Raw genomic sequence first — 14,884 nt, 5'->3', positions numbered from 1 at the left:
GAACAGTGCCGTTGCCGGCACCATCCTCGGTCACCGCGGTGTCCTGGATGCCCGAAGTCGAGATCGTCGCCGCATCGTTGGCGCCGGTGATGTTGACGGTGATGGTCTGGCTCGCGGTGCCGTCGGCCGAGCTCACGATCAGCGTGTCGGTGACGTGCTGGCCGTCGGTCAGCGCGTCGGTCGCCGCCTTGCCGTTGTCGAGCGTGTAGCCCCAGACGCCGGTCACGGAATCGAAGCTGAAGGTGCCGTAGGTGCCGACCAAATCCGCCGGATCGACGGCGGCAAAATGCGCCTCCCCGGTATCGACGTCGTGGACGGTCAGCGTGCCGCCCGCGGTGGCATCGCCGGTGGTGGGCGGAACAGTGCCGTTGCCGGCCCCGGCTTCGGTCACCGCGGTGTCCTGGATGCCCGAAGTCGAGATCGTCGCCGCATCGTTGGCGCCGGTGATGTTGACGGTGATGGTCTGGCTCGCGGTGCCGTCGGCCGAGCTCACCGTCAGCGTGTCGGTGACGTGCTGGCCGTCGGTCAGCGCGTCGGTCGCCGCCTTGCCGTTGTCGAGCGTATAGCCCCAGACGCCGGTGGCGGAGTTGAAGCTGAAGGTGCCGTAGGTGCCGGACAGCGCCGCCGGCGCCACGTCGGCAAAATGCGCTTCCCCGGTGTCGACGTCGTGGACGGTCAGCGTGCCGCCCGCGGTGGCATCGCCGGTGGTTGCCAGAACAGTGCCGTTGCCGGCCCCGGCTTCGGTCACCGCGGTGTCCTGGATGCCCGAGGTCGTGATCGTCGCCGCATCGTTGGCGCCGGTGATGTTGACGGTGATGGTCTGGCTGGCGGTGCCGTCGGCCGAGCTCACGATCAGCGTGTCGGTGACGTGCTGGCCGTCGGTCAGCGCATCGGTCGCGGCCCTGCCGTTGTCGAGCGTGTAGCCCCAGACGCCGGTGGCGGAGTTGAAGCTGAAGGTGCCGTAGGTGCCGGACAGCGAAGCCGGAGTCACAGCAGCAAAGTTCGCCTGCCCGGTATCGACGTCATGGACAGTCAGCTTGCCGCCGGCGGTGGCATCGCCGGCGGTTGCCGGAGTGCTCCCGTTGCCCGCGCCCGCCTCGGTCACTGCGGGGTCTTCGCTCGCCGACGCCGTGATCGTCGCGGCGTCGTTGGCACCGTGAATCGTAACGGTCAACGTGGTCGTCGCGGTCGCTCCCGCGGTATCCTTGACCGTGTACGAAAAAACGTCGGTGAGCGTATCGTTGAACGTCGGCAGTGCGTTCACCGCCGCATCGGCATTGTTCACGTTGTAGGTGTATGAGCCGTCGACGTTGAGATGCAGGGTGCCGTGCGCGCCGACGATGTCGGTCCCGGCACCTGTGTTCAAGGTTGCACTCGTCGTACCAGCGGCAACGCCGGCAACCGACTTCATCGCAGCACTGAAATCAAAATCGTTCGTCAGAACGTTGCCCGTCGGATTTACACCGGGCGTTGCGTTGTTGACGCCGCCTGCTTCGGTCGCCGAAGCGGTGTCCGCCTTCGCCGCAATGGTAAGAACGCCAAAGCTATCGCGAACCTCGACGTTCTCGATCGCAGCGACCTGCAAATTCAAGGTCTTGAACGTGTAGACGGTCCCATCGGCCTGCCCGGTCTTCGCATTGACATGCGCCGGGACCCAGACGTTTTTGTAGTAGGAGATTTCAGCCTGAATGTTGCCGTCTGCGAGTTGCGCAGCGCTTAGCCAAATCTGAAGTGTGTCGGCATCAGGAGTGGCTCCCGCCTTGCCGGCCTGAACCGCGCCATTTCCGCCGTCGTAGGAATCGTATCCCTGGAATGAAGATCCCGAGATCGTCGACTGGCTCCCGACGCTTCCGAGCGTCGTTTGGTCCGTTCCCGAGTAAACCACCCCTCCGCTGATCTGCTGGTTTGTCGCGCTGAAGCCAACTGATCCGAGGATGTACTGATTTTCATAAGCCTTGTAGATCAGGATGTCCGAGCCCGATCCTCCCAAAAGTGTGTCGAAACCACTGCCCCCGTTGAGGACGTCATCGCCCGACCCGCCGTTCAGGCGATCACTTCCCGCGCCGCCGGAGAGGATGTCATCGCCCGACCCGCCGACCAAATTGTCGCTTGCCGATGTGCCCGAGAGAATTGTCGTTCCGCTGGCGCCAGCCATGAGTTCAGCTCCAAAATATCATTCGCAATAAAAAAGTCGGTCGGGGCCGACCCGCTGCTTCAAGTTCAAATCGCTCGAGGTCTGAAATCTCGACCCGGATTCATGGTTGCGGCGCGCTGTCGGCGCCAAGAGTTCCGGATCGCTTTGATGAAGAAGCCGCCGGCGGTAGCCGCGGCTCGAAGAACGTAGATCATCCGCCGCCGGCGGGTCGTCTGCCGGCGAACTTGCGGGTGGATCAGCGGAAGAAGAGAAGGACGATAGCTTGAAGCGATCGAAATGCCCTGCGGGCGCGTTTCGATTCCAGGCCTCTCGAACGGCAACTGCGCCGCGATGCGGGGCAATACAACGCGAACCAATGCGCACTCCCTTACCCTGCTGATGCAGAGCAGGAGCGTTCGCAGCTCAATTCACCGAAAGACAAACGCCCATCGAAAAACATGGGCATCCGGCCAAAGAAAAATCTGCCCGTCGCAAATAAATACTTTCGCCTACTGTGAAATGACTCCGACCGCCATAGCCCTGCCTGCTAGGTGTTCGGTTCCGCACAACCGCACCTTGGAAATTTCTTGTCGTTTAAATTCAGTCGTTACGTATCTGCAAATCCCCTGGTCATCCCTGGTGACAGGTCCGGCCAAGTAGCGATTTCTTAACCCAATCCGCGTGCAGATTGCAGCAAATTTGTGCGATCGTCTACATGATCGGGGTTTGCGCTTGTTTAACCATTAATTTAGCTGGGCCACGGACTTAGCCGTGATCGCCGAAGACCCATCCCCGGAATCTTACGGTGGTCCGGCGGGACCCCGATACTGTGGGAACTTTTGAGCCGGCTGAAGTTCCGGTATTGCGGGGTGGGGTCGCGTCAGACCCCAGCGGCGGTGATCACCGACGGGACCTCCCGTCCGCTACTTTGCATGGGGTTGTTCTCGACATTTTGGGAGCGCGCAACTCCCTTGCGAGCGAGACGGCCAAAATTCAAGGCGCGGCCCCCGAAGTGACGCCACGAGCCGCGTGGAGATCAGCTCCTAGCGCGTTGTTGTCTGCTCTGCGACTTCGTCCGACGATTGCTCTTCGGCTTCGGCCGAGCTGGCGTTACCGGCTGACGGTGAGATGTCGATCGTGTTTTGCGACGTTGCGCGCGGGGCGAGGAATCCGATGTCGAGCGGCTCGTGCCCGAGAACGCTTTCGACAAATCCTTTATGGCTTTGAACTTGAGAACCGAGGGCTCGCTCAGCCGGACAATGGTGGCGCTACTGCGTTCGCCCGGAAGCAGCACCATGGCTCGAGCTACTGCGCATCGCAATCTCATCAGGCCGTGGTTCGAAAGCTCGACAAACTCTTCCGGGTTCACTCGCATCTGCCGGTTCCTCAGCTGTACAAGCCCCCTTGTCGTGAAGAACGCCGATACCCGGCCAAGGTTTCATCAAGGCCAGGTCGGCGCAATTGATTCGACATCGTCCTTCTCCGCCGGCGGGCAACCAAAGCTTAACCCTCCCTGCCGCAGCATCCGGCAGCTGGAGGATTCGACGCAATGCAGACATTCCGGATTTCGCTGAGCGATGGAACGCGGAAATTCCACACCGTAATCGAGGCGCCGGATTCCGCTTCCGCGCATATCAAGGCGACGTATTTCTTCGATACGTCGAAGTGGCGGATCCTCAGCGTGTCGCTGACCGGGGCGAGCGCCGTGGCGGCGTAATCGCTGTTTCAGCATCGCCGGCGCGCCTTGCCGCCGCACCGGCAACAGCCGCGCGGCGTGGGTGAGGATCGGCTCGCCGTCAGGGACGAGGCTCCAGGCTGACAGATAGGGCTCGAACATTCTGGCGGGGTGAAGCTGCGGGATTGCTCCGCTGATCTAGGCCCTTGCCTGCGCGTCCCGCCATGCGCGATCTCGGCGCACCCGATCGGGGGCGCTGCCTGCCGGATAGTTCCCATCCAATCGGATCATGTTGGCTGATGACAGCCCCCACCCACCTTGCGTTAGAATGTCGCGCCGGTGGCACGGGAGGTGTGGCGATGCCGCGAAAAGGAATTACCGGACACGACGACTGGGTGGTCACCGAAGCGCTGGCCACAGCGCTGGTCGCGCTCGAACAGCTTCCGTCGAAGCATCAGCCCCGCGCGCATATGGAAGATGTCCGCAAGCTGCTCGGCGCCCGATGCGAAGCCGGTGCCGTCACGCTGCATCTGGCGCAGGCCAAATGCAGGCTGTTTCCCGATAGCGACCCTCTGACCATTTACGAGGAATATGGTCTCAAGGATGGATTGGGCTAGCGACCGGCGGCGTCGCGCCGCCGGTGGACCACCGCCAACTCGCACTACCGCTACTCGCGGCTGACGCGCCAGATCGTCCCGTTGCCGTCTTCCGAGACCAGCAGCGCGCCGTCGCGTGCCACGGTGACGCCGACCGGACGGCCCCAGACCTCGTTGTCTCCGATGACAAAGCCGGTGACGAAATCCTCGTACTCGCCGGTCGGAACGCCGTCCTTCAGCCTGATTCGCACGACCTTGTAGCCAGTCCGCTTGGCGCGATTCCACGAACCGTGCTCGGCGGCAAAGCCGTCGCCGCGATACTCGGGTGGAAAGCTGTTGCCGGTGTAGAAGGTCAGGCCGAGCGAGGCCGAATGCGCCTGCAGCAGCACGTCGGGAACCGTCACCTTGTCCTTGAGGTCGGGGCGCACGCCGACATGGGCCGGGTCCTCATTGGCGCCGATGTAGAACCACGGCCAGCCGTAGAACGCGCCTTCGCGGATCCGCGTCACGTAATCCGGCACCAGGTTGTCGCCGCGGCCATCGCGCTCGTTGGTCGAGCACCAGGGCGTTCCCGTCGCAGGCTGGATCGCAAGGCCGACGCAGTTGCGGATGCCAGTCGCGAACAGCTTCTGGTTCTTGCCGTCGGGATCGAACGCCAGCACCGCGGCCCGGTCGGTTTCAGAGCCCCAGGCGGCGCCGAGCGCGCGGTCGCGGCTCCAGGCCTCGATGCCCTCCGGCGGCCGCCCAAGCCCCTCGCCGGCATTGCCGGCGGAACCGACCGAGACCAGCATCCGTTTGTCGTCCGGGGTGAACACGATGTCGCGGGTAGAATGGCCGTAGCCGGCCGGAAGCCGGGCGACGACGGTCTCGGGCTTGCCCGTGGCCGTGAGATCGCCGTTGCGATAGGCAAAGCGCACCACGCTGTCGGTGTTGGCGACATAGAGCCATTGCGGATTGTCGCCGTTCGGGAAGAAGGCGATTCCGAACGGCCGGCTCAACCCCGTTGCATAGACCTCGTTGGTTGCAGGCGTGGCGGCCCCCGCCGCGCTGCGCAGGACACGGATGCGGCCGCCGCTGGTCTCGGCGACGAAGATATCGCCGTTCGGCGCAGTCCGGATAATCCTCGGTCCGCGCAGTCCGTCGGCAAACAGCTCGATCTTGAATCCAGGCGGCACTTTCGGGACCACCGACGCGGGCCGCGTCACGACGCGGGACGAATTGCTGCTGGAGGGCGTCGCGCCGGGCTTCGGCAGATCTTGCGGCGTGATCAGCCTGACGGTGCCGGGCTTGTCACGCTGCCAGTCGCCGAACGCCTCCGCGCCCTTGAGCACCGGCTCGGCATCAGATCGCGCGATGCTCATTGCGAACGCGACGACGATCCACATGCTCGCGCCGACAACATTGGCTTTGGGCATCGTTCTCCTCGCGCAAGGTTCGGCGACGGTTCCGGTGTGGCGCAGCGTAACGCAGGTCGGTGACAGGCCTTCTTCACAATGTCGTCTGCTAAAGCCGGCACCTCAATGACCTTTGGGCGGTGCCGTCAGGTCGATCGGTTTGATGATCAATGCCAGCGGAATCATCGCAAGGCCGATCAGCGCGAGCATCCAGAACACGTCGATATAGGCGAGCAGATCGACTTGCCGCTGCAGGGTCTGTCCGACCCAGGCGATTGCCTGCGATGCGGCGTCGGAGGCGTTGGAGCCCTGGGCCTGGAAGTAGCGCGTCATCGTATCGATGGTTTGCTGATACCCGAGGTCGGAGGGCGCGGCGTGCTCGACCAGCCGGCTCTGATGGAATTGCTGGCGCTGTGCCAGCGCCGTCTGTGCCAGTGCGACGCCGATTGATCCGCCGATATTGCGCGCGACGTTGATCAGCGCCGACGCCTGATTGGTCTTGTCCGGCGGCACGCCGTCATAGGACGCGGTCGTGACCGGCAGGAACAGGAACGGAAGTCCTGCGGAGAGGAAGATTCTGGCCACCGCCGCGTAACCGTAGGTGATGTCCCCGGTCAGCCCGGTCAGATGCCACATCGCGTAGGCGACGATGACGCCGCCCATCGCGATCAGATATTTGGGTTGCACCCGGCTGACGAGAATGCCGACCACCGGCATCAGGATCAGCGTGACGATGCCACCGGGCGACAGCGCCAGCCCCGCCAGCAGCGCGGTGTAGTTGAGCTCGGTCTGCAGCAGTTGCGGCAGAAGTTGCGTCGACGAGATCAGGACCGCGCCGGTGCAGAGCATCACCAGGAAGCACGATCCGAACTGGCGGCGTCCCAGCAAACGTATATCGACGATCGGATCCTTACGCGTCAGTTCCCACGGGATCAGCGCTATCAGGCAGAACGCGGCGGCCAATGCAAAGCCGAGGATCATGCTGGAGCCGAACCAGTCCTTGCGCTGGCCCTCGTCGAGCACGAATTCGAGCGAGCCGAGCCCTATCGCGACCAGCACGAACCCGACATAGTCGACCCGCAGGCCGTTCCTCAGCAGCTCCTTGCGCTCGTCTTCGGCACCGGACGGCTCTTTCACCAGCGTGCCGACCAGAAACAGCGAGAGCAATCCCATCGGCACGTTGATCAGGAAGATCCAGTGCCAGGTGTAGGTGTCGGTGATCCAGCCCCCTAATGTCGGACCGATCACCGGCGCGACCACCACCGCCACGCCGTAGATGGCGAAGGCCTGGCCGCGCTTCGCGGGCGGAAAGGAATCGGCGAGGATCGCCTGCTCGCTGGTCGCCATTCCGCCGCCGCCGAGACCCTGGATGATCCGGAACAGGACCAGCGCCTCCAGGCTCCAGGCAAATCCGCACAGCAGCGAAGCGGATGCGAAGGTTGTGACGCAGATCATGTAGAAGCGCTTGCGGCCGATCACGGTCGACAGCCAGCCCGAGATCGACAGCACGATCGCGTTGGCGACCAAATAGCTGGTGATGACGTAGGTGCTCTCGTCGATGCCGACGGCAAGCCCGCCGGCGATGTGGCGCAGCGCCACATTGGCGATCGTGGTGTCGAGCACTTCCATGAAGGTCGCGATCGAGACGACGAAAGCGATTAGATACGGATTGTGTCCACCGGCGGCCGAGCGCTCCGGCGACCACGACGCGCCAGTGCCGTCGACTACATCGCTCATCGCACCCGGGTCCAGGGCACGACCGACATGCCCGGACCGACCGGCACGTCGTCAGGCCAGTTGTCGACCACGATCTTGACGGGAACGCGCTGCACCACCTTGACGAAATTGCCGGTCGCATTCTCCGCAGGCAGCAGGCTGAACGCCGTGCCGGAGCCTGGCTGGACCGAGGCGACGTGGCCGGTCAGCTTGCGTCCCGGATAGGCGTCGATCCTGATTTCGACCGGCTGGCCGGGGCGCATGTCGGTGAGCTGCGTCTCCTTGTAGTTTGCCGTGATCCAGACCTCGTCGGGGACGAACATCATCAGGCTCTGGGCGGGCGCAACGTAGGTGCCGACCGCACCGGTCAACTTGACGACGCGCCCGGACTGCGCGGCGACGACACGTGTGTATTGCATGTTCAGCTTCGCCTGATCGAGCTGCGCCTGGGCCTGCTCGCGCGACGCCTGGCTGCTCTTGCGCTGCGCCTCCAGCGTCTTGACGCCGAGCTCGGCCGCGGTCACGGCCGTCCTGGCGCGGGTACTGTTGGCTTGCTGAGCGTCGAGATCCGATCGTGTCTGCTGTTGCCGCTGCACCGTGCCGGCGCCTTTCTCGACCAGATTCTGCGCGCGCGCCGCCTCCTCCTCGGCAAACTTCAACTGCGCCTCGGCCTGCTGCGCCTGTGCCCTCGCCTGCTTGATCTGCTCCTGCTGGCTGTCGAGCTGCGCCTCGACATTGGCGATGTTGGCTTCCGCGACCGCCACCTGTGCGGTCGCCTGATCGACCGCGATCCGGTAGTCGCGCTCGTCGATCCTCGCCAGCAGGTCGCCGGCATTGACGTGCTGGTTATCGGTGACGGGAACGTCGACGACATAACCGCCGACCTTCGACGCCACGGCGAAGCTGCGCGCGGCAACGAACGCGTCGTCGGTCGATTCATAGTGACGGATGTCGAGCCACCAGGTCACGCCGCCGATCAGCGCGATCAGCAGCAGGCATGCGCCCGCAGTGGCCAGGATCCAGTGCTCGCGCAGACGCGCGCGCAGTGACGGCTTGTCTTCCGCAGCTTGCGTCGGTTTCGAACCCTTGTCCGGCGGGGATTTCTGCTCCGGGGTGCGCAGCGGCGGCCGCGGTGTCTCCGCGGACGGCCCGCGCTCTCGGGCTTGGGTATCCAAGGCTGCACCTCAAACTCAGGAACGGCGGCAATCGACCCCGATAACCGGAAGGTCGGACGCTTGGTTCCTGCTGAAATGTCTATACCGCCCTGGAACTGAGCGCGGGCTGACGCTCGGGAGCCGCCATGTCGCGATAGGTCGTGCCCTCGGCGACGCCGGTCTTGAGCGGAACGTTCAGGCGGCAGACCAGGCCTTCGCGCCGCCAGTCGAAATCGGCGTGTCCGCCGAGCTGGGTCTCTATACTGGCGATCACGCTCCGCGTGCCAAAGCCCTTCTGCGTCGGTTTGGTCACCTGGGGCCCGCCGGATTCCACCCAGGCCAGGATCAGCATGTTGTCCTGCACGTCCCAGGTGATCGCAAGCCGGCCCGACAACACCGACAGGCTGCCATACTTGGCCGAGTTGGTGACGAGCTCATGCAGCGCGAGCGCCAGCGTCTGCGCGGTCGCGGGCTGCAACTGCACCTCCGCGCCCTCGATCTGGATCTGTCCGGCTTCGGAGTAAGGAGCGATCTCCTCGGTCACCAGCCGCCTGATCTCGGCACCCTGCCAGCTCGACAGCGACAGCACGGTGTGGACCCGCGCCAGCGCGGTGATGCGGCCCTCGACCGCGCGCACATAGGCATTCATGTTCTGCGCGCGGGTCAGCCGCACGATCGATTGCGCCAGCGCCAGCGCATTCTTGGCGCGGTGATCGACCTCGCGGGTCAGCAGGCTCTGGCGCTCCTCGGCCTTCTTCCGATCGGTGATGTCGACGGTGACGCCGCTCACTCGTACCACCTTGCCGTTGCGATCGCTGGTCGCCGCAGCGGTGCCGACACACCAGCGCACGTCGCCGTCCGGACGCATCACGCGGAACTCGGTCTCATAGGAGGTCTGTCCGCTGTCAAAGCCGGCCCAAGCGCGCTTGAGACCTTCGGCGTCGTCCGGATGGAACAGTTTCTGGATGTTTTCGGAGGTGAGCTGGAATGACTTCGGATCGACGCCGAAGATCTTGTACTGCCCTTCGTCCCACATCCAGTCGCCGTTGACCCAGTCCCAGTCCCACGAGCCCATCTTGCCCGCGGCGATCGCCATGCTGCGGCGCTGTTCACTCTGCACCAGCCGCGCGGTCGATTGCTCGAGCTCGGCGGTGCGCGCCCGCACGCGATCCTCGAGCTCGGAATTGAGGCGCTCGAGCTGCCTTGTCTTGCGGTACAGCTCGGCGAACACGCGGATCTTCGCGCGCAACACTTCGGGTACAACGGGAACCGGCACATAGTCGACGGCGCCCATCTCATAGCCGCGCAGCCGGTCGATATCGCTGACCTGGATTGCGGAGATGAAGATCATCGCGGTCTTCTGGAAGCGCGGATGCTCGCGGATCATTGCCGCGAGCTCGAAGCCGTCGAGCTCGGGCATGCAGACGTCGACCAGGATGACCGCGACTTCGTTCTTGAGCAGGAACTCCAGCGCGTCGCGGCCCGACGACACGGCCACGAGGCTCTCGCCGAGCTCCTTGAGGATGACCTCATAGGCCAGCAGCTTCGCTGGTTGGTCATCGACCAGAAGAATGTTGACCTTTTCGTTGTCCATCATGTTCGGTCGCCGATCAGCGGTGCAGCCACATGCGGATCGCAAGCAGCAGCTGTTCGGTATTGACGGGTTTTGCCAGGTAATCGGATGCGCCCGCTTCCAGGCATTTCTCGCGGTCGCCCTTCATCGCCTTCGCCGTCAGCGCAATGATCGGCAGCCGCGCGAACGCGGGATTTTGCCTGATCGCACCGATGGTCTGGTAACCGTCCATCTGCGGCATCATGATGTCCATCAGCACGATCGCGATCTTCGGATTGGATTCCACCAGCGAGATTGCTTCATGACCCGTTGTCGCAGTCAGCACCTTCATACCGCGCCGCTCGAGCACACTCGACAGCGCGAAGATGTTGCGGGCATCGTCGTCGACCAGCAGCGCGGTCTTGCCAATCAGATCCTCGTCGGAACTATTGAGCTTCTCCAGCATCCTCTGTTTTTCGAGGGGCAATTCCGTGATCACACGGTGCAGGAACAGTGACGTTTCGTCGAGCAGGCGCTCCGGCGATTCCACGCCCTTGACGACGATGCTGCGCGCCATGGTGTGAAGTTCCGCGTCCTCCTCGGCCGAGAGTTCCCGGCCCGTGAATACCACCACGGGAACATTGGACAGCGCATCGTCCTTGCGGATCTGGTCAAGCACCTCGAAGCCGCTCATGTCGGGCAGCCGCAGGTCGAGCACCACGCAGTCGCAGGGATTTTCACGCAGCGTCGACAGCGCCCCTGCCCCGGTATCGGTGGTCACGATCTCGATATCCTCGTGCCCGAGCAGCTCCCGGATGCTGAGCTGCTCGGCGGCGTTGTCCTCGACGATCAACAGGCGCTTGCGGCGCGGCTTGGCGTATTCCTTGATCTGCGACAGCGCGGCGCTGACGCCCTCGGTCGTGGTCGGCTTGTTGACGAAGGAGAACGCGCCGCGGGCCAGCGCGTGCTGGCGGTCTTCGTCGAGCGTGATGATCTGCACCGGGATGTGCCGGGTCAGCGGGTTGTGCTTGAGCTGGCTCAGCACCGACCAGCCCAGCATGTCCGGCAGGAACACGTCGAGCGACACTGCGGTCGGCTGGAACTGCTTGGCAAGGTCCAGCGCTTCCGTGCCGCGGGTCGCGATCAGCACCTTGAAGCCCTTGTCGCGGGCGAGATCGATCAGGACCCGCGCATAGTGCGGATCGTCCTCGACAATCAGAAGGATCGTGTCGCCGGCCTCGAGATCGAGCCGGTCGTCGGCAAGCTGCTCGACCGCCCGCTCCTGCCCGGACGACACTTGCAGCGACGGAGCCGCGGTGTGCGGCATCGGCACAGGTTGCCCCTGTGAACGCAACGCCACCGACGGTCCGGCATATTTCAGCGGCAGATAGAGCGTGAAGGTGGAGCCCTTGCCGGGCGCGCTGCGCAGATGGATCTCGCCGCCGAGCAGGCTTGCGAGCTCGCGGCTGATCGCGAGGCCGAGACCAGTACCGCCGTATTTGCGGCTGGTACCGGCGTCGGCCTGCTGGAACGCCTCGAAGATCAGCTTCTGCTTGTCCTGGGGAATGCCGATGCCGGTGTCCGACACTTCGAACGCGACGACGGCCGGCGCGGCGTTGAGGATCGGATGTTCGACGCTCCAGCCGCCGACGGCGGCCGACACGGTCAGGCTGACCCCGCCTTCCGCGGTGAACTTGAACGCGTTCGACAGCAGGTTCTTCAGCACCTGCTGCAACCGCTTGGAGTCGGTGACCATGCTGCGGGCGAGATTGCCGTCGACATCGATGCTGAAGGACAGATGGCGGTTCTCGGCCTCGTGGCGGAACGGCCGTCCGACGGTCTCCAGCAGGCTCGACGTCAGGATCTCCTCGGCGTCGACCGTGACCGTGCCGGACTCGATCTTGGAGAGGTCGAGGATGTCGCTGATCAGATTGAGCAGATCGGTGCCGGCGCCGTGAATGGTGCGCGCGAACTCGACCTGCTTGCCGGTCAGGTTGCCATCGGGGTTCTCGGTAAGCTGCTGTCCGAGGATCAGGATCGAGTTCAGCGGCGTGCGCAGCTCGTGCGACATGTTGGCGAGGAATTCGGACTTGTACTTCGAGGTCAGCGACAGTTCGGTGGCCTTCTCTTCCAGCGCGCGGCGGGCCTGCTCGATTTCCTGGTTCTTGCGTTCGACGTCGACGTTGCGTTCCGCGAGCTGCTGCGCCTTTTGCTCGAGCTGGTCGTTGGTCTGCTGCAGCTCCTTCTGCTGCGTCTGCAGCTCGCCCGCGAGCGTCTGCGACTGCTTCAGGAAGGCCTCGGTCTGCATCGTCGCTTCGATCGAGTTGAGCACGATGCCGATGCTGTCGGTCAGCTGTTCGAGGAAGGTGATCTGCGACGTCGTGAAGCACGAGATCGATGATAGCTCGATGACGGCCTTGACCTGGTTCTCGAACAGCACCGGGAACACGACGAGGTTCTTCGGCATGATCCGCATCAACGCCGAATTGACCGGCACGGCGTCGCCGGGAATGTCCGAGACCAGGCGCTGGCGCTTGTCGAGCGCGCACTGGCCGATCAGCCCCTCGCCGAACTGGACGATCTGCGGATGCGGATTGGTGCTGTCGTTGGCGTAGGCCGCCAGCAGGCGCAGCTGCGGGTTCTCCGGATTATCGACCTGGTAGATCACGCCCATATGGGCGTTGATCAACGGCGCCAGCTCGGTCAGCAGCGAGCGGCCGACGGTCGCGAGATCGCGCTGGCCCTGCAGCATGTTGGTGAAGCGCGCCAGATTGGTCTTCAGCCAGTCCTGCTCGGTGTTTCGCTCCGTGGTGAGACGGAGGTTGCCGATCATCGTGTTGATGTTGTCCTTCAGCTCGGCCACCTCGCCGCGGACGTCGACCTGGATCGAGCGTGTCAGGTCGCCCTTGGTCACGGCGGTCGCGACTTCCGCGATCGCGCGCACCTGCGAGGTCAGATTGGCCGCGAGCAGGTTGACGTTTCCGGTCAGATCCTTCCAGGTGCCGGCCGCACCCGGCACGTTGGCCTGGCCGCCGAGCCGGCCCTCGACGCCGACTTCGCGCGCGACGCTGGTGACCTGATCGGCGAAGGTCGCCAGCGTCTCGGTCATGTTGTTGATGGTGTCGGCGAGCGCCGCCACCTCGCCCTTCGACTTCACCGTCAGGTTCTGCTTCAGATCGCCGTCGGCGACAGCGGTCACCACCTTGACGATGCCGCGCACCTGCTCGGTCAGGTTCGCCGCCATCACGTTGACCGTGTCGGTCAGATCCTTCCAGGTGCCGGCAACGCCGCGCACTTCGGCCTGGCCGCCGAGCTTGCCCTCGGTGCCGACCTCGCGTGCCACGCGCGTCACCTCGCCGGCGAAGGCGTTGAGCTGGTCGACCATCGTGTTGATGGTGTTCTTCAGCTCGAGGATCTCGCCCTTCACGTCGACCGTGATCTTGCGCGACAGGTCGCCGCGCGCCACCGCCGTGGTCACCTCGGCGATGTTGCGGACCTGGGTGGTCAGGTTCGCGGCCAGCAGGTTGACGTTGTCGGTGAGATCCTTCCAGGTGCCGCCGACGCCGGGCACCACGGCCTGGCCACCGAGGCGCCCTTCGGTGCCGACCTCGCGTGCCACGCGGGTCACTTCGGCCGCGAACGAGCGCAGCTGCTCGACCATCGTGTTCAAGGTGTCCTTGAGCAGCAGGATCTCGCCGCGCACGTCCACCGTGATCTTCTTCGACAGGTCGCCGCCGGCGATCGCGGTCGCGACCTCGGCGATGTTGCGGACCTGTGCGGTCAGGTTCGACGCCATGAAGTTGACGTTGTCGGTGAGGTCCTTCCAGGTGCCGGCGACGCCGGGCACTTCGGCCTGGCCGCCGAGCTTGCCTTCGGTACCGACCTCGCGCGCCACGCGCGTCACCTCACCCGCAAAGCCGTTGAGCTGGTCGACCATCGTGTTGATGGTGTTCTTCAGCTCGAGGATCTCGCCCTTCACGTCGACCGTGATCTTGCGCGACAGGTCGCCGCGCGCCACGGCGGTGGTCACCTCGGCGATGTTGCGGACCTGTGCGGTCAGGTTGCCGGCCATCGAGTTGACGCTGTCGGTCAGATCCTTCCAGGTGCCGGCAACGCCGGGCACGTTGGCCTGGCCGGCAAGACGTCCCTCGGTGCCGACCTCGCGCGCCACGCGCGTCACCTCGCCCGCGAAGCGGTTGAGCTGGTCGACCATCGTGTTCAGCGTTTCCTTCAGCTGCAGGATCTCGCCGCGGACGTCGACGGTGATCTTGCGCGACAGGTCGCCGCCGGCGATCGCGGTCGCCACCTCGGCGATGTTGCGGACCTGCGCGGTCAGGTTGCCCGCCATCGAGTTGACGCTGTCGGTGAGATCCTTCCAGGTGCCGCCCACACCGGGCACCTCGGCCTGGCCGCCGAGCTTGCCGTCGGTACCGACCTCGCGCGCCACGCGCGTCACTTCGCCGGCGAAGGCGTTGAGCTGGTCGACCATGGTGTTGAGCGTTTCCTTCAGCTGAAGGATCTCGCCCGACACGTTCACCGTGATCTTCTTCGACAGGTCGCCCTTGGCGACGGCGGTGGCGACCTCGGCGATGTTGCGGACCTGCGCCGTCAGGTTCGAGGCCATCGAGTTGACGCTTTCCGTCAGGTCCTTCCAGGTGCCGGC

The 14,884-nt window shown here is 64.4% G+C and carries 8 protein-coding genes; 2 read left to right on the top strand and 6 right to left on the bottom strand.

The annotated features are described in order from the left end of the window. Nucleotides 1-2,155, bottom strand: a 2,155-nt coding sequence (locus JQ633_RS34995; protein ID WP_211990389.1) for a VCBS domain-containing protein, incomplete at its 3' end; no start/stop codon positions are given. A gap of 1,528 nt (nt 2,156-3,683) precedes the next feature. Between JQ633_RS34995 and JQ633_RS34990 the strand changes: the two genes are divergently transcribed. Together JQ633_RS34990 and JQ633_RS34985 are read left to right on the top strand one after the other, a co-directional pair. Then, complete coding sequence (locus tag JQ633_RS34990; protein WP_211990388.1) at nt 3,684-3,851, top strand: hypothetical protein; 168 nt, start codon at nt 3,684-3,686, stop codon at nt 3,849-3,851. Between the two features lie 317 nt (nt 3,852-4,168). Further along, nucleotides 4,169-4,426, top strand: coding sequence for a hypothetical protein (locus JQ633_RS34985; protein WP_211990387.1), 258 nt, complete (start codon nt 4,169-4,171; stop codon nt 4,424-4,426). Between the two features lie 50 nt (nt 4,427-4,476). Here the strand turns inward: JQ633_RS34985 and JQ633_RS34980 are convergent, their stop codons facing one another. The 5 genes from JQ633_RS34980 to JQ633_RS34960 form a co-directional block, all read right to left on the bottom strand. Then, nucleotides 4,477-5,790: a PQQ-dependent sugar dehydrogenase gene (locus tag JQ633_RS34980; protein WP_433995724.1), complete on the bottom strand. Its 1,314-nt coding sequence runs from the start codon at nt 5,788-5,790 to the stop codon at nt 4,477-4,479. A gap of 132 nt (nt 5,791-5,922) precedes the next feature. Next, entirely contained in the window at nt 5,923-7,536 is a 1,614-nt protein-coding gene (locus tag JQ633_RS34975; RefSeq protein WP_211990385.1) for a DHA2 family efflux MFS transporter permease subunit, read from the bottom strand. Next, nucleotides 7,533-8,690, bottom strand: a complete 1,158-nt coding sequence (locus JQ633_RS34970) for an HlyD family secretion protein (protein ID WP_211990384.1) — start codon at nt 8,688-8,690, stop codon at nt 7,533-7,535. The genes JQ633_RS34975 and JQ633_RS34970 overlap by 4 nt, the downstream gene beginning before the upstream one ends. 79 nt (nt 8,691-8,769) lie before the next feature. Beyond that, entirely contained in the window at nt 8,770-10,263 is a 1,494-nt protein-coding gene (locus JQ633_RS34965; RefSeq protein ID WP_249159882.1) for a sensor histidine kinase, read from the bottom strand. A 16-nt stretch (nt 10,264-10,279) separates the two neighbouring features. Then, the coding region (locus JQ633_RS34960; RefSeq protein ID WP_211990382.1) for a HAMP domain-containing protein at nt 10,280-14,884 on the bottom strand (4,605 nt) is incomplete at its 5' end.

The organism is Bradyrhizobium tropiciagri (assembly GCF_018130505.1).
GTDB classification, from domain to species: Bacteria; Pseudomonadota; Alphaproteobacteria; order Rhizobiales; family Xanthobacteraceae; genus Bradyrhizobium; species Bradyrhizobium tropiciagri_B.
The sequence above is the reverse complement of the archived record's forward strand: the minus strand, read 5'-3'. Positions and strand labels throughout refer to the sequence as shown.

Coding starts and splice junctions, on each gene's coding strand:
- JQ633_RS34990 (WP_211990388.1), top strand. CDS start 3,684: ATGCAGACATTCCGGATTTCGCTGAGCGATGGAACGCGGAAATTCCAC.
- JQ633_RS34985 (WP_211990387.1), top strand. CDS start 4,169: ATGCCGCGAAAAGGAATTACCGGACACGACGACTGGGTGGTCACCGAA.
- JQ633_RS34980 (WP_433995724.1), bottom strand. CDS start 5,790: ATGTGGATCGTCGTCGCGTTCGCAATGAGCATCGCGCGATCTGATGCC.
- JQ633_RS34975 (WP_211990385.1), bottom strand. CDS start 7,536: ATGAGCGATGTAGTCGACGGCACTGGCGCGTCGTGGTCGCCGGAGCGC.
- JQ633_RS34965 (WP_249159882.1), bottom strand. CDS start 10,263: ATGGACAACGAAAAGGTCAACATTCTTCTGGTCGATGACCAACCAGCG.